The organism is Kitasatospora sp. NPDC086791, assembly GCF_040685975.1.
GTDB lineage: Bacteria > Actinomycetota > Actinomycetes > Streptomycetales > Streptomycetaceae > Kitasatospora.
On the sequence record NZ_JBFBOC010000002.1, the window covers coordinates 46,994 to 69,001 of the forward strand.

22 protein-coding genes are annotated in these 22,008 nt (G+C 73.8%); 8 read left to right on the forward strand and 14 right to left on the reverse strand.

Features of this window, described 5'->3' with window-relative positions:
- The first annotated feature begins 152 nt into the window (after window positions 1-152).
- Genes AB0Q99_RS04220 through AB0Q99_RS04230 form a run of 3 tightly spaced genes read left to right on the forward strand, consistent with a single transcriptional unit; the run spans window position 153 to window position 3,707 of the window.
- Window positions 153-1,643 carry an FAD-dependent monooxygenase gene (locus AB0Q99_RS04220; protein ID WP_363568313.1) on the forward strand — a complete coding sequence of 497 codons (1,491 nt, stop codon included), beginning with the start codon at window positions 153-155 and terminating at the stop codon, window positions 1,641-1,643.
- 43 nt (window positions 1,644-1,686) lie between these two features.
- The gene (locus AB0Q99_RS04225; RefSeq protein ID WP_363568315.1) at window positions 1,687-2,484 is read left to right on the forward strand and encodes an FkbM family methyltransferase; all 798 of its coding nucleotides are present in this window, start codon (window positions 1,687-1,689) and stop codon (window positions 2,482-2,484) included.
- Window positions 2,485-2,537: 53 nt separating this feature from the next.
- A complete protein-coding gene (locus tag AB0Q99_RS04230) occupies window positions 2,538-3,707 on the forward strand; it encodes a nucleotide disphospho-sugar-binding domain-containing protein (protein WP_363568317.1) in 1,170 nt (389 codons plus the stop codon).
- Between the two features lie 67 nt (window positions 3,708-3,774).
- Here AB0Q99_RS04230 and AB0Q99_RS04235 read toward each other — a convergent pair whose 3' ends face one another.
- Window positions 3,775-4,188: an SCP2 sterol-binding domain-containing protein gene (locus AB0Q99_RS04235; RefSeq protein ID WP_363568319.1), complete on the reverse strand. Its 414-nt coding sequence runs from the start codon at window positions 4,186-4,188 to the stop codon at window positions 3,775-3,777.
- A 235-nt stretch (window positions 4,189-4,423) separates the two neighbouring features.
- Between AB0Q99_RS04235 and AB0Q99_RS04240 the strand changes: the two genes are divergently transcribed.
- The 3 genes from AB0Q99_RS04240 to AB0Q99_RS04250 all read left to right on the forward strand — a co-directional run bounded on the left by AB0Q99_RS04240 (window position 4,424) and on the right by AB0Q99_RS04250 (window position 6,543).
- Entirely contained in the window at window positions 4,424-5,200 is a 777-nt protein-coding gene (locus tag AB0Q99_RS04240) for an NAD-dependent epimerase/dehydratase family protein (protein ID WP_363568321.1), read from the forward strand.
- Entirely contained in the window at window positions 5,197-6,207 is a 1,011-nt protein-coding gene (locus tag AB0Q99_RS04245) for a beta-ketoacyl-ACP synthase 3 (RefSeq protein ID WP_363568323.1), read from the forward strand. The genes AB0Q99_RS04240 and AB0Q99_RS04245 overlap by 4 nt, the downstream gene beginning before the upstream one ends.
- A gap of 69 nt (window positions 6,208-6,276) precedes the next feature.
- On the forward strand, window positions 6,277-6,543 hold the full coding sequence (locus AB0Q99_RS04250; RefSeq protein WP_363568325.1) for an acyl carrier protein: 267 nt from the start codon (window positions 6,277-6,279) through the stop codon (window positions 6,541-6,543).
- 221 nt (window positions 6,544-6,764) lie between these two features.
- Here AB0Q99_RS04250 and AB0Q99_RS04255 read toward each other — a convergent pair whose 3' ends face one another.
- The 3 genes from AB0Q99_RS04255 to AB0Q99_RS04265 all read right to left on the reverse strand — a co-directional run bounded on the left by AB0Q99_RS04255 (window position 6,765) and on the right by AB0Q99_RS04265 (window position 8,930).
- Window positions 6,765-7,640 carry an NAD(P)-dependent oxidoreductase gene (locus AB0Q99_RS04255; RefSeq protein WP_363568327.1) on the reverse strand — a complete coding sequence of 292 codons (876 nt, stop codon included), beginning with the start codon at window positions 7,638-7,640 and terminating at the stop codon, window positions 6,765-6,767.
- A gap of 76 nt (window positions 7,641-7,716) precedes the next feature.
- Entirely contained in the window at window positions 7,717-8,109 is a 393-nt protein-coding gene (locus tag AB0Q99_RS04260) for a SchA/CurD-like domain-containing protein (protein WP_363568329.1), read from the reverse strand.
- Window positions 8,110-8,192: 83 nt separating this feature from the next.
- Window positions 8,193-8,930 carry an SDR family NAD(P)-dependent oxidoreductase gene (locus tag AB0Q99_RS04265; protein ID WP_363568331.1) on the reverse strand — a complete coding sequence of 246 codons (738 nt, stop codon included), beginning with the start codon at window positions 8,928-8,930 and terminating at the stop codon, window positions 8,193-8,195.
- 236 nt (window positions 8,931-9,166) lie between these two features.
- Here AB0Q99_RS04265 and AB0Q99_RS04270 point away from each other — a divergent pair, with 236 nt between their 5' ends.
- The gene (locus AB0Q99_RS04270) at window positions 9,167-9,565 is read left to right on the forward strand and encodes an MmcQ/YjbR family DNA-binding protein (protein ID WP_363568333.1); all 399 of its coding nucleotides are present in this window, start codon (window positions 9,167-9,169) and stop codon (window positions 9,563-9,565) included.
- Between the two features lie 58 nt (window positions 9,566-9,623).
- On the opposite strand, the gene AB0Q99_RS04275 is transcribed toward AB0Q99_RS04270, so the two are convergent.
- From AB0Q99_RS04275 to AB0Q99_RS04290, 4 genes are all read right to left on the reverse strand, one after another.
- Window positions 9,624-10,265 (reverse strand): O-methyltransferase, encoded by a 642-nt coding sequence (locus AB0Q99_RS04275; RefSeq protein ID WP_363568335.1) that lies wholly within the window; start codon window positions 10,263-10,265, stop codon window positions 9,624-9,626.
- 138 nt (window positions 10,266-10,403) lie between these two features.
- Window positions 10,404-11,603: an FAD-dependent monooxygenase gene (locus AB0Q99_RS04280; RefSeq protein ID WP_363568337.1), complete on the reverse strand. Its 1,200-nt coding sequence runs from the start codon at window positions 11,601-11,603 to the stop codon at window positions 10,404-10,406.
- A gap of 37 nt (window positions 11,604-11,640) precedes the next feature.
- A complete protein-coding gene (locus tag AB0Q99_RS04285) occupies window positions 11,641-12,318 on the reverse strand; it encodes an ArsR family transcriptional regulator (RefSeq protein ID WP_363568339.1) in 678 nt (225 codons plus the stop codon).
- A gap of 7 nt (window positions 12,319-12,325) precedes the next feature.
- Window positions 12,326-13,552, reverse strand: coding sequence for an MFS transporter (locus AB0Q99_RS04290; RefSeq protein ID WP_363568341.1), 1,227 nt, complete (start codon window positions 13,550-13,552; stop codon window positions 12,326-12,328).
- A 260-nt stretch (window positions 13,553-13,812) separates the two neighbouring features.
- Between AB0Q99_RS04290 and AB0Q99_RS04295 the strand changes: the two genes are divergently transcribed.
- Window positions 13,813-14,487 carry a response regulator transcription factor gene (locus AB0Q99_RS04295; protein WP_363568343.1) on the forward strand — a complete coding sequence of 225 codons (675 nt, stop codon included), beginning with the start codon at window positions 13,813-13,815 and terminating at the stop codon, window positions 14,485-14,487.
- Between the two features lie 58 nt (window positions 14,488-14,545).
- On the opposite strand, the gene AB0Q99_RS04300 is transcribed toward AB0Q99_RS04295, so the two are convergent.
- The 6 genes from AB0Q99_RS04300 to asnB form a co-directional block, all read right to left on the reverse strand.
- On the reverse strand, window positions 14,546-15,280 hold the full coding sequence (locus AB0Q99_RS04300; RefSeq protein WP_363568345.1) for a class I SAM-dependent methyltransferase: 735 nt from the start codon (window positions 15,278-15,280) through the stop codon (window positions 14,546-14,548).
- Between the two features lie 115 nt (window positions 15,281-15,395).
- Entirely contained in the window at window positions 15,396-16,550 is a 1,155-nt protein-coding gene (locus AB0Q99_RS04305; RefSeq protein WP_363568346.1) for an FAD-dependent monooxygenase, read from the reverse strand.
- Window positions 16,543-17,982: a dihydroorotase family protein gene (locus AB0Q99_RS04310; protein ID WP_363568348.1), complete on the reverse strand. Its 1,440-nt coding sequence runs from the start codon at window positions 17,980-17,982 to the stop codon at window positions 16,543-16,545. The genes AB0Q99_RS04305 and AB0Q99_RS04310 overlap by 8 nt, the downstream gene beginning before the upstream one ends.
- Entirely contained in the window at window positions 17,970-19,100 is a 1,131-nt protein-coding gene (locus AB0Q99_RS04315; RefSeq protein ID WP_363568350.1) for an acyl-CoA dehydrogenase family protein, read from the reverse strand. The genes AB0Q99_RS04310 and AB0Q99_RS04315 overlap by 13 nt, the downstream gene beginning before the upstream one ends.
- Window positions 19,079-20,125 (reverse strand): PrpF domain-containing protein, encoded by a 1,047-nt coding sequence (locus tag AB0Q99_RS04320; RefSeq protein ID WP_363568351.1) that lies wholly within the window; start codon window positions 20,123-20,125, stop codon window positions 19,079-19,081. Before AB0Q99_RS04320 ends, AB0Q99_RS04315 begins: the two co-directional genes overlap by 22 nt.
- The gene (asnB, locus tag AB0Q99_RS04325; RefSeq protein ID WP_363568352.1) at window positions 20,122-21,990 is read right to left on the reverse strand and encodes an asparagine synthase (glutamine-hydrolyzing); all 1,869 of its coding nucleotides are present in this window, start codon (window positions 21,988-21,990) and stop codon (window positions 20,122-20,124) included. Before asnB ends, AB0Q99_RS04320 begins: the two co-directional genes overlap by 4 nt.
- Between the last annotated feature and the right edge of the window lie 18 nt (window positions 21,991-22,008).

Below are 22,008 nucleotides of genomic sequence, written 5' to 3' on the forward strand. Positions count from 1 at the left end.
GGGTTCGACGGGGCCGTGGGAAGCCGGTCGGGTCCACCGTAGGCGAGGAGGCGGGCGACTGTCCACGGGACGCCGAGCCACCGAGGGAGCGGATCAACTCCTGCTCCGGGAACTGGATGTGACGGACGTTCGGACGAGTGGAAAGGGAGGACATGGCACGATCGACCGAGGTTGTGGTGGTGGGCGCGGGGCCGGTCGGCTTGACCTTGGCGATCGAACTCGCGCGCCGGAAGGTGGACTTCCGGATCGTGGACCGCCGGGTGGAACCGCGCCCGGGCACCCGCGGCTGCACCGTATGGCAGCGCACGCTGGAGACCTTCGACCTGATGGGTCTGCCGGTGGCGGACTTCCGGGCGCGCGCGGTGGGCTACCGGCGCAGGGTCTACCACCCCTTCGGGGAACCGGAGATGGCCGTGGACCTGCGCGAGGACGAGGGCCCGTACCCGCTCCCGCTGCTGATCGGCCAGCAGGAGACCGAGCGGGCGCTGACCGAGCGCCTGCGGGACCTCGGCGGCGGGATCGAGCGCGGGGTGCACGCCGTCGACGCGGAGCAGGACGCCGAGGGCGTCTCGCTCACCCTGGAGCACGGCGACGGCACCCGGGAGGCGGTCCGGGCGGGCTGGGTGGTGTCGGCGGAGGGCTCGCACAGCGTGCTCCGGGACGCGCTCGGCATCCCGTGGCGGACGACCCGGTTCGGCGGGACGCAGCTCGTCCAGGTGGACGCCGTCGCGCACGGCCTGCCGTCCGGCGGTCCGGGCGAGGCGCACCTGCACCTGACCGAGGACGGCTTCCTGGGGGACCTGCCGCTGCCCGACGGGCGGCGCAGGCTGTTCGCCGCGGTCGCCGACCCGGATCCGGAGAACCGCCTCGACCCCTCCGTGGCGGAGGTGGAGGCGTACGTCCGCAAGCTCTCCGGCCGGCCGGACGTCCGGCTGGAGTCGCCGCTGTACAACTGGCGGGTCCGGCTGCACAACAGTGTCGCCGCCCGGTTCCGCGAGGGCCGCTGCTTCCTGGTCGGCGACGCCGGGCGCACCGTCATGCCGGTCACCGCCCAGGGCATGAACACCGGCATCCAGGACGCCTTCAACCTGGGCTGGAAGCTGGCCGCCGTCATCGCCGGGGCGCCCGACCGGCTGCTGGACAGCTACGAGGCGGAGCGCCTGCCGGTCGCCCACGACCTGCTGAAGCGCACCGAACGATCGTTCTGGGGCGGGGTCGGCACGCCCCCCACGGCCGAGGCCGTCGCCGCCGGGGTCCGCAAGCAGCAGCAGGCCCGCGGCGAGAAGGCCGTCGACTACCGGGGCAGTGCGCTCAGCCGGCAGACGGCGCCGGGCCCGGGCCCGGCGGCCGGCGACCGCGCCCCGCAGGTCGCGCTGGTCCGGGCGGACGGGACCGCGACCACCCTCTACGACGAGCTCCGCCACGGCGAATGGGTGCTCGTCGGCACCGCGGCCGCCCCGCCCGGCACCCTTCCCGGCACCCGCACCACGCGCCGGGCCGCGACGCCCGCGGAGACGGCCGGCGGGCCCGCAGGGCCGGCCCCGGGCGAGACGCTCCTGATCCGGCCGGACGGCCACATCGGCTACCGCGGCGGATCGGACGAGGACGCGCTCGGGTACCTGACCCGGGTCCTCGGCGGCTGAACGAAGTCCTTGGAACGCACCGAGAGAAACAGGAGGGCAGGGCATGACTGGACCAGCGGCAGTGCCGGCCTACGAGACCCACGAAGTCGCGCTCCCCGGCGGCCGGAAGATCCTCAGCCCGGAACCCAACCAGGTGGTCGCGCTGTGGCAGGACGTCGTGGACAACGACATCTACGTCCGTTCGGTGGCCGGGCTGACGGCCGGTGACGTGGTCTTCGACGTCGGGGCGAACATCGGGTTCGCCGCCTATCTCTTCACCGACCTGGTACCCGGCCTGCGGGTGTACTCCTTCGAGCCCGCCGCGGCCTGCTACGCCTGCCTCAGCGAGAACGCGGCCCGCCACCCGGCCGACATCACCGCGATCCGGGCCGCCGTCGGTTCGGCGCCGGGGCGGGCGGAGCTGACCTACTACCCCAAGTCGCCCGCGCAGAGCAGCCTGTACCCGGACACCGACGAGGACCGCCGCAACAGCACGGCCTACATGGTCAACAGCGGTATCGGCGCGGACCTGGCGGACGCGATCCTGTCGGCGATGCACCAGGGCCACAGCTACCCGGTCGAGGTCACCACGGTGGCGGCGGCCCTCGACGAGTACGCCGTGGACGAGATCGCCCTGCTGAAGATCGACGTGGAGCGGGCCGAACAGGACGTGCTGGACGGCGTCGGCGAGGCCGGCTGGTCCAGGATCCGCCGGATCGTGGCGGAGATCCACGACACCGACGGCCGGCTGCGCTCCATCACCGGGCAGCTGTCCGGGCGCGGCTTCACGGTCGAGGTCGGTCAGGAACCACTGCTGGCCGGGACCAACGTCCACATGCTGCTCGCCACCAGGGACCGCTGACGGATCCTGACGAACCGTCAGTCACCGTGTCGACCAGAAGACTTGGAGATCGCATGAGAGTCCTGATGACGTCGATCTCGGCCCCCGGCCACGTCACCCCCCTGGTGCCGCTCGCCTGGGCGCTCCGGGGCGCCGGGCACGAGGTCGTGATCGGCGGCCAGCCGAACCTGATGCCCACGGTGCGCGGCGCCGGACTGTGCGGGCAGCCGATCGGGGAGGCCTTCGACCAACTGCTCCACCTGCGGAACATCCTGCCGGGCGAGGAGTCCCCGATCGAGGCCTGGGGGCGCGTGGTCGAACCGCTCTACTCGACGGCGGCGCGGACCTGGGCCACCCAGGCGCACCGCACCGTGGACGAGTACCTGGACTTCTGCCGGGCCTGGGCCCCCGACCTGATCGTCGCCGAACCCTTCGAGTTCTGCGCGCGCCTGATGGGCGGCGTCCTGGACGTTCCGTGGGTCCGCCACCGGATCGGACTGACCGGGCGGGCCGCGCGGTTCGAGGAGAGCGCGGCCGAAGCCCTGGCCCCGGTCGCCGGGCGGCTCGGGCTGAAGGAGGGGGCACCGGAGCCCGTCCTGACCCTCGACACCTGCCCGCCCTCGTTCGGGCGGACGGACGCCGCGGCGCGCCGGCCCATGCGCTACGTCCCGTACAACGGCACCGGGGCGGTGCCGGACTGGGCGCTGGCGCCACGCCCCGGGGCGCGGCGGGTCTGCGTCTCGCTGGGCACCCAGACGCTCGTGCTCAACGGCGTCCCGCTGCTGCGCCGGATCATCGAGGCGGTCCGCGGGATCGACGGCGTCGAAGTGGTCGTGACGCTCACCGCCGCCGACCGCGAGTCGCTGGGCGACCTGCCCGAGGGGGTGCGGGTGGTCGAGTCGCTGCCGCTGAACCTGTTCCTCGACCGGTGCGACGTGGTGATCCACCACGGCGGGGCCGGCAGCTGTCTGACGGCGACCGCGTTCGGTGTGCCCCAGCTGGTCGTCCCGCAGTTCCTCGACCAGTTCGAGTACGGCGACCGGCTGGCCGCCGCCGGCGCGGGGATCACCCTGGACAGCGCCGACAAGCAGAACGACGTCGAGGGGATCCGCCGGGCGGTCGGCGAACTCCTCGACGACCCCGCCCACGTGCGGAACGCGCGGCGGCTGCGCGAGGAGATCCAGGCGATGCCCTCGCCCGGCGAGACCGTCGCCGTGCTGGAGCGGCTGGCCGTCACCGGCTGACGGCCGGGGCCCGCCGGACCGCGGACGGGACGAGGCGCCGTACGGCCCCTCGTCCCGTCCGCGGTGCTCAGCCGAGCTTGAACCAGTCCTTGAAGCCGATCGCCGCGCCGAGGTCCCCCTTGGTGAGGAGGCGCTTCTCGGCACTGAGGTGGAAACCGCTGGTCTCGCCGATGGACAGGAGCAGCAGGTCCCCGAGCCCGACGGTGGTCACGGCCGTGGCGGTCGCGGCCGCCCCGCGGCGGGTCCGGCAGCCGCCGTCCGCCACGGCGACGGTGTACTGCTGCGGCCCGGTGGCCGTCGTGACGTCGAACTGGAACTCGCCCCGGGCGCCGGACGCCTTCTCCGGGACGAACGCGGCCTCGTACAGGGCGAAGAGCGCGTCCAGGGCCTCGGCGGGGCCGCCGAAGCGGGCCACCGCCTTCGCCTCCGCCTCCTCCGCCGTGCCGCCCCCGACCAGCCCGCGGAATTCCGCGAAATCCATGCCTGCCTCCATCACTGCTCCGATCTCGAATCGCCCGGGACGTGCCCCGGTTCGAGCCGAACCCTCGCACCCCCCGCTGGACGTCCCGTGGACGCCCTGACCGCGCGGGTGACGGACCGGGGTCCCGGCGGCATCGACCGCGCGGGGTGACAGCAGCGGTCCAGCGTCCTGCCAGGGCCCTGCAGCAGGCTCGACGGCGCAGGGCCGGCAGCCTCAGAGGAAGGATCGGAAAGGTATGGAGATCGTCGGGGACGGCTTCATCGCGCGTCACCTGCGCCCCCTGGCCCACCGGCATCCCGGCACCGTGGTCTTCGCCGCCGGCGTGTCGAGCGCCGGGTCGGTGGCCGAGGAACAGTTCGCCCGCGAGGCGGACCTGCTCTACACGGTGATCCGGCGCTGCACGGCCGACGGGCGGCGACTGGTGTACTTCTCGACCTGCTCGGCGGGGATGTACGGCGCGCCGGACAGCAGGGGCCGGGAGGACGAACCGGTCTTCCCGGGCTCGGCCTACGCGCGCCACAAACTGGCCCTGGAAGCCGTCCTGGCGGCCTCCCGGGCCGACCACCTCGTCCTGCGGCTGACCCACCTGGTCGGGCCGGGGCAACGGGCGCACCAGCTGCTCCCGGCGCTGACCGACCGGATCCGCGGCGGCTCGCTCCAGGTGTACCGCGGCGCCTACCGCGACCTGCTGGACATCGAGGACGCGGTGGCGGTCTTCGACGAGCTGTTCGCGTCCGCCGAGTCGCGACAGGTGGTCAACGTGGCCTCCGGCACCGCGGTGCCGGTCGAGCGGATCGTCGAGCACATCGAACGGTCGCTGGGCACCGTGGCGCGGAAGACCTACCGCCAGGTCGCCGGCGAGTACACCGTGTCGGTCGACCGGCTCGCGAAGCTGGTGCCGGCCGTGTCCGAGCGGGTCGGTCGGGCGGACTACTACCGCACGGTCATCGACCGCTACCTGAGCGCGACGCGCGTGCCGGCTCCGGCCACCACCGAGGGGGACCACCGATGACCGCACGGACCGCACGCCTGCTCACCACCGAGCGGCGGCACAGCCGCGTCCTCGGCCTGGGCGCGTACCGCCCCCGCCGGGTGGTGACCAACGCCGAGATCTGCGAGCGGATCGACTCCACCGAGGAGTGGATCGAGACGCGGTCCGGCATCGTCACCCGGCGCTTCGCCTCGTCCGACGAGACCCTGCCGGTGATGGCCGCGGCCGCCGGTGCGAAGGCGCTGGCGCACGCCGGCCTGGAACCGGGGCAGGTCGACTGCGTGATCGTGGCGAGCATGTCGAACCTGGTCCAGACCCCGGCCCTCGCGGTGGTCGTGGCCGAGGCGCTGGGCGCCCGGCAGGCGGCCGCCTTCGACCTCTCCTCGGCCTGTGCCGGCTTCTGCCAGGCGCTGGCGGTCGCCGGTGACCTGGTGGCCTCGGGGGGAGCCGGGCCCGTCCTGGTGATCGGCGCGGAACGGATGACCGACATCGTCGAGCCGACCGACCGCGGCATCGCCTTCCTGTTCGCGGACGGAGCCGGCGCGGCGGTGGTCGGCCCGTCCGACCAGCCGGGGATCGGACCGGCGGTGCGCGGGGCCGACGGCTCCTACGCGCAGGCCCTGCGGATGGACGGCGACTGGGGCTCGGTCCGGGACGACCCGAGCCTGCCGCGGCCGTACATGCGGATGGACGGCCGCCGGGTCTTCCGCTGGGCGGTCGGCGAGGTGGTGCCCGCGGCCCGCCGGGCCATGGCGGCCGCGGGGGTGCGCCCCGAGGACCTGGCGGCCTTCGTCCCGCACCAGGCGAACCTGCGGATGACCGAGGTCATGGTCGAGCGCCTCGGCCTGCCGGACTCGGTGCGGGTGGCGACGGACGTGACCGGCAGCGGCAACACCTCGGCGGCCTCGATCCCGCTCGCGCTGGACCGGCTGCTCAGCGAGGGCGCGGTGCACAGCGGGGAGCCGGCGCTGCTGATCGGGTTCGGCGCGGGCCTGAACTACGCGGGACAGGTCGTCCTGATGCCGTGACCACGGCCGACCACCACACGCCGCACCGGATGCGGGCGGCGACCATCGAGATGGGAAAGAGGAGAGACAGTGCGGACATTCACCGCGGCGGACTTCCAGAAGAACGTCGACGCCTGCGTGGGGGTCGACGAGGCGATCGTCTTCGACGAGTCCAACCTGGACGTCGAGTTCGGGGAGCTCGGACTGGACTCACTGGCCGTGTACGAGGTGTTCACGCGGCTGGAGGACGACCTGGGATTCCCCATCCCGGACGAGGACATCGACGAGCTCAAGACCCTCGGTTCGGTGCTGACGTACGTGGCGGGCCGGCTCGCCGAGGTACGGCGGGCGGGCTGACCGACTGACTGCCCGCCCGGAACCCGACTCGCCGGGCCCGGGATCACCGATCCCGGGCCCGGCGAGTCCGTCGTGCGGTGCCGTGAAGTCCGTCGCCTCCGTCCGGTTCACCGCGTCCGTCGCGTCCGTCCGGGCAGGACGAAACCGGTGGGCGGCGGGACCGTCCGGTCCCGCCGCCCACCGGTTTCCGGTGGCCGGGTGCGCGCGCCCCGGCCGCCGTCTCAGGCGGTCGCCTCGCCGATGACCGCCTCGCCGATGACCGCCGCGTCGAAGTCGCCCTTCCCGGCGGCGATCGCCCGCTCGAAGTAGGCCGACGCGGTCTCGGTCACGGTCAGCTCCAGGCCCATGCCCCGGGCCTCCTCCACCACCAGCCGCAGATCCTTGTGCATCAGGCTGGTCCGGAAGGCGGCCGGCTGGAACGCGCCGCTGCGCATCAGGTCGGCGCGGAACGACATGACCTTGGAACTGAATCCGCTGGCCCCGATCGCGGCGAGCAGCAGGTCGCGGTCCAGGCCGGCCCGCTCGCCGTACCGCACGGCCTCCGCCAGCGAGGCGACCTGGGCCCCCAGCAGCAGGTTGAAGGCCAGCTTCATGGCAGGCGCCCGGCCGACCGGCCCCAGCGGGATCACGGTGCTGCCCAGGGCGGAGAGCACGGGCCCGGCCGCCTCGACGTCCTCCGGCGCACCGGAGGCCAGCACGCGCATCGAGCCCTCGCGGGCCTGCGCCGGGTTGCCGATGACGCAGGCGTCGATCCAGCGGGCGCCGGTCTTCTCCACCCGGGCACTCGCGTCGCGGGCGTACTTCGGCGACACGGTGGAGGTGTTGACCACCAGGACGCCGGGCCGCAACGCGATGTGGTCGAAGAGGATCTCCTCGACCGCGCCCTCGTCGGCGATGCTGAGCACGAGGACGTCGGCGGCGGCCGCGGCCCGCGCCGCCGAGTCGGCCGGTTCGGCGCCGGCCTCCACGACGGGCCGGGCCCGCTCCTCGGTCCGGTTGTAGACGGTGACCCGGAACCCGGAGTCGAGCAGGCGGAGCGCCATCCCGCTGCCCATGCTGCCGAGCCCGATGAAGGCGATGTGTCGGCCGGTCATCAACGACCCTTCCGGTGGTGACGTGTCAGCAGCGGTCCGGCCGCCGACGGGACGGTTCGAACGGGTGGGCGGGGTGGACTCAGAGCTGGGCGAGGATCTCGGGCGGCAGGCTGTCCACCGAGAGCTGGGACAGGCACCGCATCGAGCTGTTCCGGAAGTAGGTGAGGAACCCCTCCACGGTGGCGGTGTCGCGCGGTTCGGCCAGGTACGGGGCGAGCTTGCGCTCGGCCTCCTGGACACCGTCCTGGCGGGCCATGTGGCGGCCCACGTCCTCCAGCGTCCCCTCGAACTGGATGAACCGCACCATCCGGTCGTCCTTGATGAACAGCGAGGTGGCGGTGATGCGTCCGATCTCGGTGCCGCTCTCGTCCCGGATGATCGGGGAGCCGGCGCGCTTGAAGCCGGAGAAGATCTCGGCGATCTCCTCCTCGAATCCGGGCTTGATCCTGTAGGTGATGGCAGCGGTGGCCATGGGAGGTCCTTCCGGGTGAGATCCGAGAGGGATCCGGGTGGGATCCGCGTGAGAGGGGTGGAGCGGGGTGACGGCCGACCGGCTTACAGGCCGCCGTCCACGTTCAGCGTGATGCCGGTGACGTAACGGGCCGCGTCACCGGCCAGGAAGAGCACACTGTGGGCGACCTCGTCGGCCGTCACCAGCCGCCCGAGCGCGGACATCCGGGCCATCCTGGTCCGGACCTCGGCGGGCAGGCCGGAGTCCGGGCCCCCGTCGACGATGCCCGGGGCCACCGAGTTGACCCGGACGCCCTTCGGGCCGAGTTCCTTGCTCAGGGCCCGGGTCAGCCCGGTGATCCCGGCCTTGGCGGCGCCGTAGTGGGCGCGCCCCGGCACGCCCCGCGCCGCGGCGGAGGAGCCGATCGAGATCACCGACGCGTCCTGGGCGAGCAGGCCGAGCGCGGCCCGGGTCACCCGGTACGCGGACGTCAGGTTGGTCTCCAGGACGCGCTGCCACTGCTCCTCGGCGAGTTCGGCCAAGGGGGCGGCGGCGTCGATGCCCACGTTGTTGACGAGCACGCGGAGCTCGCGGCCGGTGTCGCGGCAGGCCTCGACCAGGCGGCCCACGTCCGCCGGATCGGTCAGGTCGGCCCGGACCAGCCGGTGCTTGCCGCCGGTTTCCTCAAGAGCCTTCAGAACCGGCTCCGCTGACGCTTCGTCACCGTGGTAGCAGCCGATGACGTCGGCGCCGGCGTGGGCCAGGGCCCGTGCCGTCGCGAAGCCGATCCCGCGCGTCGCGCCCGTGACAAGCGCCAGCTTGCCGTCCAACCGCAGATCCACCGTGGCCTCCAGAACGATGAACGGTTCGTTTCCACGGAGGACTCTCGCGGGAGTGCCTGGACGCTTGCTGGACCGGCTGTGGCAGCGCGCTTGCCGCGCACCTCGAAGCCCGCGGCCGGGGCGGGTCCGGGCGCGCGGAGGCGGTGCACCGGCTGCCACGGCGGCCGGTGCAGGGCCACAATGTCCGGGAGGGCGCGGGAGCGGCCGCGGCGGCGAGCGGAGAGGGACGGCCCGGCATGGACGAGGACGACCTGGAGGAACGGCTGCGCGGGCTGTGCCTGGGACTGCCCGGGGTGGTCGAGGCGAGCAACCACCACGGTGAGCCGTCGTGGCGGGTCCGGCGGCGGACGCTGGCCCAGTTCTCGGAACACCACTCCTCGGGGCGGCCGAGCCTCTGGGTGCCGGCCCCGGCGGGTGCCAGGGAGGCGATGGTCGCCGCCGAACCCGACCGGTTCTTCGCCCCTTCCTACGGCGGGCGCGCCTGGGTCGGCGTCTACCTCGACGGGCCGGTCGACTGGGCGGAGGTGCGCGAGCTCGTGCTCGACGCGTACCGGCTCATCGCGCCCGGGAAGCCGGCGCCCGGGAAGCCGACGGGCGGGCCCGGCGAGCCGGCGGCCGGACCGGGGGAGGCGTGACGCCCGCCGCCCCCGGTGGCCGCCCGGCCGTCGCCGGACCCGCCCGTCGGAGCCGCCGTCAGGCCCGGCGGATGAGCGTGACCCCGTCCCGCACGGTGAGCATCACCGACTCCGACCGCGGGTCCGCGGCGACCGCGTCGTTGAACCGGCGCAGCGCCCGGACGTCGGGATCGGTGCTCTCCGCGTCGATGATCTCGCCGCGCCACATCGTGTTGTCGCAGGCGATCAGTCCGCGCGGGGAGAGCCGGGGCAGCGTCGCCTCGTAGTAGGTGTGGTAGTTCGGCTTGTCCGCGTCGATGAAGACCAGGTCCAGCGGCTCCTCGATCCCGGCGATCGTGTCGAGCGCGGGACCGACCCGCACGCTGATGACGTCGGCGTACCCGGCCTCCGCGATGTGCTTGCGGGCGACCTCGGCCCGCTCCGGGTCGATCTCGCAACTGATCACCCGGGCCCCCTCGGGCAGGGCGACGGCCATGGACAGCGCCGAGTAGCCGGTGAAGGTGCCGATGTCGAGGACCGTCTTCGGCCGGAGCGTGTGGATGATCATGCGCAGCAGGCCGCCGACGACCTGGCCGCTGATCAGGTGGCCCAGGCCCAGGTCGTTCCCGGAGACGGCGGCCAACGGGGCGGGATCCGGGGTCGAATGGGCCTCCGCGTACTCGTCCATGCCGGGCAGCGTGATGGGCGGCAGGGTGAACATCTCTCCTCCTGGGTGGTGGTGGACGTCGTTCCTACGGTGCGGTGCGGTGCGGTGCGGTTCGGGGCGGTGCGGTTCGGTGCGGGGCGGTGCGGTGCGGTTCGGGGCGTGCGCGCGGCCGGTCCGGGGAGTGCGCCCCGGTCAGCTCGGGTCGTACGCGCTCTGCCAGCCGTGCGTGTTCGCGTGCAGCCAGGACTCGAAGTCCGCCGGGGTCAGCGCGGACCAGTCCGGGGACTCCTCGACCCGCATCCGGCCGAGGTGCTTGCCCAGCTGGGTGAGGGCGTTGCCCGCGCCGCGCCGCGCGGTGTCGAAGGCGGCCAGTGCCTCCGTCCACGTCCCGTGCTCGCGGCAGGCGAGTTCGAGGGCGCAGGCGTCCTGGATCGCCTTCACCGCGCCGGCGCCGGTGTGCGGGCGGGCGATCGCCCCGGCGTCGCCCGCCAGCAGCAGGCGGCCCCTGGCGTAGCGGGAGACCGTGGTGTCGTACATCGGGTTGACGGACAGTTCGCGCCGCTCGGTGCGCCGCACCACGTCGGCCCACACCGGCGGCAGTTCGCGGGTGACGAGCTCGTCCAGGCAATCGGCGGCGGCCTCGGTGACCTGCCCCCGGGGGACCGGGGCGGCACCGTCCGGGGAGAGCTCGAACGGCACGCCGCCGTACAGCGCCCAGTTCTGCCGGAAGCCGCCGGAACCGGCGTCGGGAATGCGGTAGAAGACGGCGTGGCCGCCGCGGAAGCCGACCGCGACGAAGTCGTCGAGCAGCGGCGAGCGGGCGTCCCCGGCTCCCCGGTCGGCGGGGTAGTCGCCGCGCCAGAGGCCGTACCCGCCGTACTCCACGGCGGCCTCCGGGGCCACCGCCGGCCGCACCGTGGAGCGGTAGCCGTCGGCGCCGACGACGACCGCGAAGGTCCCGGCGGGCCGGCCGTCGACCCGGAGTTCGACGCCGTCGTCCCCCTCCCGGACGTCGGTGACCGTCGCGCCCGCGTGGTAGTCGCGGTCCGGCACCCGCTCGCGCAGCCCGCGCCAGACCAGCGCCCAGCTCGCCATGATCGCCGGGTAGGGCTGCCGGCCGACCACCCGGCCCTCGGCCGAGCGCTCCGCGCGGGTGAGCCAGATCAGCTCGGGGCGCCGCAGCACCGGCATGCCGGGGTCCAGGTAGCCCGCGTCGAGCAACTCGCCGTGGAGCGGCGCCGGGAGCGTGATCCCGGCGCCGCGGTCGCGCAGGCCGCCCGGGCTGCGCTCGAACACGGTGACCTCGCAGCCCGCCCGGGCCAGCGCGACGGCCGTGGCGCAGCCGGCGATGCTGCCGCCCACGACGGCGACCCGACTTCCTCGTATGCGCATGCTTGCCTCCTCCTCGGTGGGGCCGACCGGCGCGGCCTCAGGGGCCGGTCTCGGTCTGCACGGGGTGTCCGGTGCGGTGCCAGCGGGTGAAGCCACCCGCGAGGTGTCGTGCGTGCCGGTTCTGCGCCCGGAGCAGCCGGACGCTCTCGGCCGAGGTGACGCAGAACGGCCCGTGGCAGTAGGCGATGATGTCGGCGTCGGCCGGGAGTTCGTCGATCCTGCTGAGCAGTTGCCCGTACGGGAGGGAGACCGCGCCGGGCACGTGCCCCATCGCGTAGTCGTCGCTCGGGCGGACGTCGACGACCAGCGCCCCGCCGCCGATCCGGGTGGCCAGTTCGTCGGCGGTGACCGGCTCCAGCCCGCTCAGGTCGCCGAGCTGGTGGTCGATGACGCTGCGCAGGTCGGCCAGCCGTCCTTCGGCGAACTCCTGGAACACGCCGAGGAATCGGGCCACGTCGTCATCGGCCAGCCGGTACAGCACGCTGGTGCCGTCCTTCCGGCTGGTGACCAGGTGGGCCGAACGGAGCTGCTGCAGCTGGGCGGAGGTGTTCTTGAACGGGATCCCGGAGTCCCGGGAGAGCTGCTCGACGGTGAGTTCCCGTCCGTCGAGCAGGTCGAGCAGGCGCAGCCGGAGCGGGTTGGCGAGCACCTTGCCGACCCGGGAGAGTTCCGCGTAGATCGGGGCGCTCAGCGTCGGCGGGTTCAGTTCGGACATGGCGGACCTATCGTGGGGTGCCCGGCCGGGGCGCGGCCGGTTCGAGGACGTGACGGTTGCGTCCGGCGCCCAGGCCCGCGACCACCTGTCCGGCCGTGACGACCAGCAGCAGGACGAGCGCCGCCGGGAGGCCGTCGGAGGCGGTGACCAGCATCCCACCGACCAGCGGCCCCAGGATCGCGATGAGGTAGCCGACGCCCTGGGCCATGCCGGAGAGGCCGACGGCGGTGTCGGCGTCCTTGGCGCGCATCCCGATCAGGGTCAGCGCCAGGGCGAACCCGGCGCCCTGGGCCAGGCCGAGCAGCAGCGCGGCGATCCAGGCGCCGAAGGAGATCGGCACCAGCATCAGGGCGATCAGCCCGCCCGCGTTGAGCACGCCGACGGCGGCGGCGACGCCCCGCTGGTCGCGCAGCCGCCGGATCAGCAGCGGGACTCCGAGCGAGCCGGCCACCTGGATCAGCGAGGTGACCGCCTGCACCAGGCCGCCCTCGTCGAGCGTCATGCCCCGCTGGTGGCAGATCGTCGGCAGCCAGCCCAGGACGAAGTAGAAGGACAGGCCCATGAATCCGAAGAAGGCGGTGACCTGCCAGGCCAGGGCGTCCCGCCAGAGCGCGGCGGGGATCCGGGTCGGCCGGCCGGCCGTGGCGCGTTCGCGCAGGACGGGCAGCCAGACCACGCAGGCGACGACCGCCACCGGGACGGTGATCCAGGCGAGCGAGGCCAGCCAGTCCGTGCCCTCGTGACCGCTCAGCCGGGGGGCGAGCGCCGAGGCGCCTGCCGCGCCGATGGTGAGGGCGATCGTGTAGAGCGCCATCACCGGGGCGAGCCGGCTCGCGAACCTCCGCTTGATCATGCCGGGGACGGCGCCGTTGACGGCCCCGATCGCGGCGACCACCAGCAGCGTGCCGAGGAAGAGCGCCGCCTCGCTGCGCACCGTCCGGACCAGGTCGCCGACCAGCAGCACGATCATGGAGGTCGCCACCAGGCGCTCCTCGCCCACCCGGCGGACCAGCGCGGGGCCGGCGAAGGCGAACAGGGCGAGGCAGAGCGCGGGCAGCACGGTCAGCAGGGTCTGGCTCGGTCCGGACAGGCCGAGCCCGGACTTGATGGGGGTCAGGAGGGCCGACACCGCCGCGATCGGGGCCCGCAGGTTCAGCGAGACCACGACCAGCGCGGCCAGTAACCACCAGGTCGGCCGACCGGACGAGGGCTCGTCCAGTGCCGGTTGCTCCATCGTCGACGGTTGAGTTCGGGACGCCACCTTGACCCACTCCCCATTTCCAAAGGACTTTAGAATAAGAGAATGATACCCCTGGAGTGATGTCCGGGCGCGGGATTTCGGTGGAAGTGACCGGCTTCCGCGCGCTGCTGAATGCCCCCCGGAGTGCGCCGCTCATTTGTGTTCGATTGCGTCGTACCTATCAGCGGTGCTGTGCGCCCTGATTTGGTACCGTGATCGCTGGTATGCGAGCAGTTACCAGGGGGAGGAGCGGTATGTCCGACCAAGTGGCCCTGAAGTCAGGCTGCGCAGACACCGTCGCCGTGTTGATCGCCGCAGACCGTCCGGTTTACAGATCCAGCCTGCGGAGCCTGCTCGACGGTGTCGAGGCACTGGAAGTGGTCGGCGACGTCGACACCGGGCCGGACGCGGTGCGGGCGATCCACCGCTTATGCCCCGACGTGGTGTTACTGCACGTGACGCCGTCGAGCGCCACCACCGTGGACGTGATCACCTCCATCGCGGAACGCTGCCCCGACACGGCCGTCCTGGTCGTGAGCATCGCCCATGACCGGGAACCCTTCCTCGCCGCCATGCGCGCCGGTGTGCGCGGCTACCTGTCCCGGGGCGCGCCCTCCCAGGACCTCGTGCTGGCCATCCGGATCGTCCGGTCCGGAGGCCTGGTGTTCGACTCCAGTACGTCGGGCTGGGTGACCGACCACCTGGCCCAGCCCGCGGGGGTGGCCAAGCCCTTCCCTGAGTTGACCGACCGCGAGCTGGAAGTGCTGGAACTCGTCGCGGACGGTCTGGGCACGGCGGCGATCGCCCGTCAACTCGGCCTGTCCATCAAGACGGTGCGCAACTACCTGTCCCGGATATTCGCCAAGCTGCACCTGGTCGACCGCGCCGAGGCCGCGGTCCGGGCCAGACAGGCCGGGCTCGGCCACTGACCCGGACGGCGACGTGGCGGGCCGACCGCCGGTCACACCCACCACCCCGCCCGGCCCGTCAGGATCCCGCGCGCGGCGCCTTCCGCGCCACGATCACCCGGTTGTAGAGCTCCTCGGGCGCGGTGGCGATGATCTCGGCCCGCTCGAAGCCCGCGTCGAGCAGCCGGTCGCGCCAGAACTCCGGCGTGGTGAGGATCTCCCCGTCCTCCCGCAGGAACCGGGGCAGCAGGTCGAGCTGGAGCAGCATGCGCTCGAAACTCGCCTCCCGCAGGTAGTACTTGGCCTTGTCGGTCAACAGTTCCAGGACATCGGTGGCGCGTTCCCTGCTGCCGGCCGGCCCCATCACCCGGCAGAACTGGTCGGCGTTGACGAACACGCCGCCCGGGCGCAGCACCCGCAGCAGCTCCGCCGCGGCCTTCGGGTAGGTGTCGAGTTCGAGGTGGTGCAGCGCGAAGCTGCTGATCGCCACGTCGAAGCTCTCGTCCGGGACGGCCGACAGGTCCTCGGCCACCCCGGCCTGGAAGGAGGTCAGCGGATCGGCGGCGAACTTGTCCGTCGCCTCCTTGACCATGGTCGGGGCCGGGTCGACCCCGAGGATCCTGGCTCCGGGCAGGGCCGCCCGGCAGAGCGAGGTGAGCCGCCCGGTGCCCGAGCCGATGTCGAGGATGTCGGCGGCGTCGGGCGGCAGTTGGTCCACGGCCGCGGACAGCAGGGCCACGTTGGAGGCGTCGGTGTTCAGCACCTTGTCATAGTCGATCTTGACGTTGTTCCAGTGGGTCGTGCCCGATTCCATGGCGGTCCACCTTTCGTTCGTCCGGTGCTCGGCCGTGCCGATCCGGTTCGGTCGTCGGGGCGTTGGGGCTTTGGCGCGTTGGATCGTTGGATCGTTGGGGCATGGGGTCGTTGGGTCACTCGGTGGCGGGGACGGACCCGGCGCGCCAGCCGAGCAGCTCGGTGAGCTCCCGGTCGTGCGTGCTGAACTCGTCGCGCTCGCCGCGGACCACGTGGTCGCGGAGCCGGGACTGGTTGACCACGACGGCGGTCCGCGGCGCACGCTGCCGGGCGTACCGTTCGAGCGCCCGGGGGACGTCCGGGTCGCCGGACAGCACGCCGCCCAGCACGGCCGCGTCCTCCAGCGCCATGCCCGCCCCCTGCCCGGCGCCCGGTGACATCGGGTGCGCGGCGTCGCCGAGGAGGCTGACCCGGCCCCGGCTCCAGTCGGCGACGGGCTCCCGGTCGTTGATGTCGGTGACCACGGCCGGCGCGTCGGGATCGGTGCGCCGCACCACGTCCACCAGCGCCGGGTGCCAGCCGTCCATCAGGGCCAGCAGGTCGGCCGTCGCCTGCCGCGGGGCCTTGGCGGTCCAGACCCCGGCCGCCGCGGCCACCTTCGCCGTCCAGTACAGCTGCCCGGGGCCGACCGGGGCGGCGAAGAGGCCGATGCCGTCCGCGGTCACGATGAACCCGTGCGGGAACCCGGGCGGCGCGGGGGAGCGGCCGCGCAGCGTCGTGTAGCCGCAGTAGCGGGGCGGCTGCGCCCCGAGCAGCTGCCGGCGCACCACGGAGTGCAGCCCGTCGGCGCCGATCAGGGCCGCGGCCGTCGTCGACGTCCCGTCGGACAGGTGGACCTCGACCTCGTCGCCCCGGTCGGTGTGACCGCTGACGCCGATCCCGCGCCGGATCCGCACCCCGGCGTCGGTGGCGTACCGGACCAGCAGGGACTGCAACGCCGTTCGCAGCAGCGACACCTGGGGCGCGCCGAAGCGCGCGGTCAGCTCGCCCACCCGGTCGGTGGCGACGACGGCGCCGTCGGTGCCGACGATCGGGCGGACCTCGTCCGCCGCCGGGACGTGCCCGGCGGCCCGCACCGCCGAGGCGAGCGAGGCGTCGATCCCGGCCAGGGCGTGCAGCGCGTTCGGGTACAGCACGAGGCCGGCCCCGGCGTCCCGCAGGGTCGCGGTCCGCTCGATCACCGTCACCGGCGTCCCGGCGCGGCGCAGCGCGATGCCGAGGGCGAGGCCGCCGATGCCGCCGCCCGCGACGGCCACGGTCCGGTCAGCCATTGCCGGTGCCCTCCCGCTCCGTGGGGGACTCCGTGGTGGACTCCTCGGTGAGCTCCTCGACGGGTTCCTCGGCCAGCGGCGACAGCCAGCGCCCCACGGGGTCGCCGAAGGTGCCCCGCTCGCGGTCGTACGCGATCCGCCCGGACTTGACCGTCAGCTGCACCCGCCCGGTGAACGTCCAGCCCTCGTAGGCGGACCAGCCGCACTTGGCCTCGACGTCCGACGCGGACAGCATCCAGCGGTGGTCCGGGTCGAAGACCACCAGGTCGGCGTCGGCCCCGGCGACCAGCCGCCCCTTGCCGGCCAGCCCGAACAGCTCGGCCGGCCGCTCCGCCAGGTGGCGCACCAGCCGGCGGACGGCGGTGTCCGGGTCCTCCTCCGGCCAGCGCCGGCGCATCCCGGTCCACACCGCGGTGGCCAGCTCCTGCACGCCGGGCAGCCCCGGCGGCGCGTCGGCGACCGGGCGTTCCTTCTCGGCCGCGGTGTGCGGGGCGTGGTCGCTGCCCAGGGTGGCCACCTCGCCCGCCCGCAGGGCCGCCCACAGCCGGTCCTGGTCCCGCGGGCCGCGGATCGCCGGGGCCAGCCGGGTCCGCGCGCCGCCCCGCGCGGTGTCCGCGTCGGTGAACGACAGGTGGTGGGCGGTGAGTTCGAAGGTGACCGGCAGTCCCTCGGCGGCGGCCGCCGCGACCAGGTCGGCCTCCTCCGCGCTCGACAGGTGCAGGATGTGCGCCGCGGTGCCGTGGCGGCGGACGAGTTCCAGCACCCGGACGACCGCCGAGATGGGGCTGCTGCGCGGCCGCCACCGCTCGTAGTCCCGGTAGGCGTCCGGCGGACCGCCGCGCCAGGCGTCCAGCAGGTCGTGCAGCCGCTGGTCCTCGGCGTGCAGGACGAGCCGCACGCCGGAGACGGCCGCGGCCGCGAACACCTTGTCGAGCACCTCGGGGTCGTCGACCACGGTGGGCGCGGTGTGGTGCCCGGCCATGAACACCTTGGCGCTGCGGGCGACCGCCGGATCGAGGTCCACCAGCACCTCGGGGTGCAGCGGGTCCGCGCCGATGTGGAAGGCGTAGTCGACCAGCGAACGGCCGGCGATCCGCCGGGCCTTGGCGACCACCGCGTCCGGGTGGAGGGTCGGGGGGACGGTGTTCGGCATGTCCAGCACGGTGGTCACGCCACCGGCGACCGCGGCGCGACTGCCGTGCTCCCAGTCCTCCTTGTGCTCCAGGCCGGGCGTGCGGAAGTGGACGTGCGAGTCGATCAGCCCGGGGAGCACGTACCGGCCCGCGGCGTCCAGGACCGGAACGTGCTCGGGCACCGAGTCGACGACCGCGGCGATCCGGCCGTCCGCGACGAGCACCACGCCCGGGCGGACCCCGGACGGGGTCACCAGCCGCCCGTTGACCACCGCGAGCCGCGTGTTCACCCGAGCCATGTCGCACTCACCAGCTCTCGGCACAGGTCGTTGGTGGGGCCCATGTGGGCGACCGCACGGGCGTCGGCCATCAGCCCGTTGATCCGGTTGGCGACCACGTACCCCGCGGAGCCCAGCAGGCGCGCCACCTCGACGCCCACCTGCTCGGCCGTCTCGGTGGCGAACAGCTTGCTGTGCAGGGTGGCCAGGCCCGGATCGGCCGCGTCCCGCCGTCCGGCCCGGTCGATGACGGCGCGCGTCGCCTCGATCCGGGTGGCCAGGTCGACCAGCCGGAAGCAGGTGACCCCGTCGGGCGGCTGCCGGCGGCGCTTGATCTGCTCGACCGTGAGGTCCAGCAGCGCCGCCGCGATGCCGAGCGAGACCGCGCCGAGCGTCGCCCCGGTCCGGCGGACCGTGGCGATGATCCGGGTGGCCTCACCGACCGGGCCGAGCCGGTCCTCGTCGCCGACCACGCAGCCGTGCAGCGACACGAACCCGGTCGCCGAGCCGCGCATGCCGATCAGGTCGAGGCTCAGGTCGGGGCGCAGGCCCTCGTCGCCGGCCGGGACGAGGAAGAAGGTCTGGCCGTCGGAGCCGTAGCCGCTGCTCGACTCGTCCACGCTGTCGGAGGTCCGGGCGAGGATCAGGTAGAGCCCGGCCACGCCGGCACTGGTGGTGAAGGACTTGGCGCCGTCGAGCCGCCAGCGGCCGTCCGGCAGCCGCTGCGCGGTGGTGTTCAAGCGCTTCTTGGCCGCGCCCACGCCGGGCTCGCTCCACCCGGACGCGGCCAGCAGATCCCCCTTGGCCAGCGCGGGCAGCAGCCGGGCCTGCTGGGCCTCGTCGCCCCATTCGTCGATCCGCGCGCTGACCGCGTAGTGCTGGAACAGCATGATCGCGGCGGACGGGTTGACCCGGGCGACCTCGGCGACGACGTGGTTGACGAGCGTGGCGTCCCCGCCGAACCCGCCGTACGCGGCCGGCACGGCGACGCCGAACAGGCCGGCCTGGCCGAGCTCGGCCGTCAGCGTCTCGTCGGGGCGGCCGGTGGACGCGCTGCGCGCCGCCGCTGCGTCGAGGCGCTCGACGAGAGCGGCCGGCAGCCCGCCTTCGGGGTCGATCACCTGGAGAGCGGTAGACATGCGGTGATTTCCTTCGGCTGGAGGCTGGCGAGGGGTTCGATCGGGAACGATCCGAGGGTGCTGGTGCGCTTGCCGCGGACCGTGATCCAGGTGAGTTCGGGCCCGTGGGCGCCGTCGCGCACGGTGGCGCTGACGCTCGACTGCCCGCCGGAGGTGAGGATGTCGACCGTGCCGTCCGGCACGCCCGCCCGCTGCGCCGCGACCCAGGGCACGGTGCCCTCGATCCGGACGGCCGCGGCGACGCAGGCCGCCCCGGTCAGCGCGATCGTCGGGTGCCAGGTCGGCACCGAGATCGCGCGGACGGCGATCCGGCCGTCCTCGGCGGCCATCACGGCGGCCACCTTGGGGAAGGCGCCGTCGACGGGCCAGCCGAGCACGGCCGCGGCCGCCTGCCGGATCCGCACCAGCCGGTCGAACAGCCGCCGGTCGTCGGCGAACAGCTCCTCCGGGCGGGACAGCCCCAGGGTGGAGGCCGCCACGAAGGCGTAGGGGTTGCCCATGGACACCAGCGAGACCGGCACCGGCCAGCCGTCGACCCGGACCGTCGTGGTGGCCGTGCCGGTCAGCAGCAGTTCGCCGAGCGGTTTCGGCGCGGGCTGGACGAAGTGGATGTCGAACAGCGCCGATCCGCGGCGGGCCTCGGCGATCTCGCACACGATGTGGTCGCCGTTGTTGCGGACCATGACGCGCACCCGCATCCCCGGGGTCAGCCGGGGCAGCGACCCCGACTCGGCACCGGCGACGACGGACGCCAGGATGGAGTGCCCGCACGAGCCGCGCAGGTCGAACGCGGTCGGCGCGGACGGCAGCGCCTGCACGAACCGGTAGTCCAGGTCGAACAGCGGGTGCTCGGCGGGCTCGACCAGCGCGATCTTCAGGATGTGCCCGGCCCCGACGTCGTCGAGCCACTTGCGGGCCACGGCCAGCCGGTCGAGCAGCGAGCCGTCGGTGCGCGGCAGTCGGCGCGCGTCGAGGACGAGGGTGGGGCACGGACTCCCGTGCGCGTAGACGACGTGCCCGATCATGACGCCACGTCCCGGGGCCCGCGGGCCGGTGGGACGGTCCGCCCGACCGTCGTGGCGACGGTCCGTGCGGCGGTCGGGGTGACGGTCGGGGCGGCGCCGAACTGTTCGCGCCAGATCTCGTACACCAGCAGGGCCCACAGGGCGAGCGCGGTGGCGTTGCTCGGCCGGGCGGCCTGGTCCGCGAAGAGCCGGTCCACCGCGCCGGGGTCGAGTTCGCCGGTGCGCCGCAGCCGGTCGGTGGCCAGGAGGTCCCGGGCGTAGTCCCAGAGCGGCCAGCCGGGCGTCAGCATGGCCGCGATCGGCAGCGTGAACGGCTGCTTCTCCCGGGCCAGTACGGCGTCGGGGAGCAGGCCGCGCGCGGCGTCGTACAGGGCGCGCTTGACCGACCCGCCGTGGATGCGTTCCCGGTCGGGCAGCCGCACCCCGTGCCGCACGACGCTCTGCTGGCAGAACGGCAGCCGGACCTCGACCGAGCTGGCCATGCTGAGGTGGTCGACCCGGCGCAGGTGGTAGGCCGGGAGCCGGTGGCCGATCTCGAACGCGGTGATCCGGTCGAGCACCGTGCCCGGCCCGGAGCGCAGCGCCTCGGTCGCCGAGGCGGGCAGCGCCGGCGCGGCACCGAGCGCCGCGGCGTAGTCCGCGGTGTAGAGCCGCCCGCGCCGGGCGGCCGGCAGCACGGCCAGCTCGTCGAGGTACGGCTGGTACCAGGGCCCGCCCCGCTCGGCGGCCTCCGCCGCCGCCCGCATCCGCCCGTACCCGCCGAACACCTCGTCCGCGCCGTCGCCGGTCAGCGCCACGGTGAAGCCGGCCTCCCGCACCGCGGCGAAGAGGGCGTAGCTGCTCACCGTGATCGGGTCGGCGTTGGGCTGGCCCAGGTGCCACACCACCCGCGGCAGCAGGTCGGGCAGCTCCTTGGGGTCCAGCTCGACCTGGTGGTACGCCGTCCCGGCGTGGTCGGAGACCAGGCGCGCGAAGTGCCGTTCGTCCTCGGGCCACGAGCCGGTGTAGGCGATGTTGAAGGTGTGCAGCCCCGGCGCCCGGCCGGTGGCCAGGGTGGTCACCAGGCTGGAGTCCAGGCCCCCGGAGGTGATCGAGGCGAGCGGTACGTCCGCCTCGAGCAGCGCGTCGACCTCCCGGTGCAGGAGGGCGCGCAGGCCGTCGGGCCGGGAGCCGGTCTCCGGTGCGGGCGAGGGCGAGGGCGCGGGTCGGCGCCGGACGCGCAGCCGTCCGGCCCGGTCGAAGACCGCCGTGACGGCCGGCGGCAGCACCGCGACGTCCCGGAACAGGGTCTGCTCGCCGAACGGCGTCTTGCTCGCGAGGTAGGCCTCCAGCCCCGGCGTCCAGACCTCGGCGGAGACCTCGGGGAAGGCGAGCAGCGCCGGGATCTCGGAGGAGAAGTACAGCGCGCCGCGACGCTCGTCCCAGTGGTAGTAGAGGGGCTTCATGCCCAGGTGGTCGGTGGCCAGCACCAGCCGCGGTTCGGCGCGCAGGTCCAGGACGGCGATGGCGTACATGCCGTCGAGGTGGTCGACGAACGCGTCCCCGTACCTCTCGTAGAGCGCCGGGAGGATCGATCCGTCGCAGTGGTCGGTGAACCGGTGGCCGGACGCGCGCAGCCGGGCGCGCAGTTCGGCGTGGTTGTAGATCTCGCCGTTGAGGACGACGTGGACGGCCCCGGACCCGGAGCGGTAGGGCTGGCGCCCGCCGGCGGGATCCATCACGGCGAGTCTGTTGCTGCCCAGCGACCAGGTCGGGCCGACCGAACAGCCCTGCTGGTCGGGGCCGCCGTGACGTTGCAGTTCGCTGACTCGGGCCAGGTCGTCCGGCGGTACCACCGCGTTGAAATGGCCGTAGATACGGCACATTCCGCTACCTCCTAGTTG

Excerpts from the sequence above, each read along its gene's own strand:
- AB0Q99_RS04220 (WP_363568313.1), top strand. The coding sequence starts at position 153 with ATGGCACGATCGACCGAGGTTGTGGTGGTGGGCGCGGGGCCGGTCGGC.
- AB0Q99_RS04225 (WP_363568315.1), top strand. The coding sequence starts at position 1,687 with ATGACTGGACCAGCGGCAGTGCCGGCCTACGAGACCCACGAAGTCGCG.
- AB0Q99_RS04230 (WP_363568317.1), top strand. The coding sequence starts at position 2,538 with ATGAGAGTCCTGATGACGTCGATCTCGGCCCCCGGCCACGTCACCCCC.
- AB0Q99_RS04235 (WP_363568319.1), bottom strand. The coding sequence starts at position 4,188 with ATGGATTTCGCGGAATTCCGCGGGCTGGTCGGGGGCGGCACGGCGGAG.
- AB0Q99_RS04240 (WP_363568321.1), top strand. The coding sequence starts at position 4,424 with ATGGAGATCGTCGGGGACGGCTTCATCGCGCGTCACCTGCGCCCCCTG.
- AB0Q99_RS04245 (WP_363568323.1), top strand. The coding sequence starts at position 5,197 with ATGACCGCACGGACCGCACGCCTGCTCACCACCGAGCGGCGGCACAGC.
- AB0Q99_RS04260 (WP_363568329.1), bottom strand. The coding sequence starts at position 8,109 with ATGGCCACCGCTGCCATCACCTACAGGATCAAGCCCGGATTCGAGGAG.
- AB0Q99_RS04270 (WP_363568333.1), top strand. The coding sequence starts at position 9,167 with ATGGACGAGGACGACCTGGAGGAACGGCTGCGCGGGCTGTGCCTGGGA.
- AB0Q99_RS04275 (WP_363568335.1), bottom strand. The coding sequence starts at position 10,265 with ATGTTCACCCTGCCGCCCATCACGCTGCCCGGCATGGACGAGTACGCG.
- AB0Q99_RS04280 (WP_363568337.1), bottom strand. The coding sequence starts at position 11,603 with ATGCGCATACGAGGAAGTCGGGTCGCCGTCGTGGGCGGCAGCATCGCC.
- AB0Q99_RS04285 (WP_363568339.1), bottom strand. The coding sequence starts at position 12,318 with ATGTCCGAACTGAACCCGCCGACGCTGAGCGCCCCGATCTACGCGGAA.
- AB0Q99_RS04290 (WP_363568341.1), bottom strand. The coding sequence starts at position 13,552 with ATGGAGCAACCGGCACTGGACGAGCCCTCGTCCGGTCGGCCGACCTGG.
- AB0Q99_RS04295 (WP_363568343.1), top strand. The coding sequence starts at position 13,813 with ATGTCCGACCAAGTGGCCCTGAAGTCAGGCTGCGCAGACACCGTCGCC.
- AB0Q99_RS04300 (WP_363568345.1), bottom strand. The coding sequence starts at position 15,280 with ATGGAATCGGGCACGACCCACTGGAACAACGTCAAGATCGACTATGAC.
- AB0Q99_RS04305 (WP_363568346.1), bottom strand. The coding sequence starts at position 16,550 with ATGGCTGACCGGACCGTGGCCGTCGCGGGCGGCGGCATCGGCGGCCTC.
- AB0Q99_RS04310 (WP_363568348.1), bottom strand. The coding sequence starts at position 17,982 with ATGGCTCGGGTGAACACGCGGCTCGCGGTGGTCAACGGGCGGCTGGTG.
- AB0Q99_RS04315 (WP_363568350.1), bottom strand. The coding sequence starts at position 19,100 with ATGTCTACCGCTCTCCAGGTGATCGACCCCGAAGGCGGGCTGCCGGCC.
- AB0Q99_RS04320 (WP_363568351.1), bottom strand. The coding sequence starts at position 20,125 with ATGATCGGGCACGTCGTCTACGCGCACGGGAGTCCGTGCCCCACCCTC.
- asnB (WP_363568352.1), bottom strand. The coding sequence starts at position 21,990 with ATGTGCCGTATCTACGGCCATTTCAACGCGGTGGTACCGCCGGACGAC.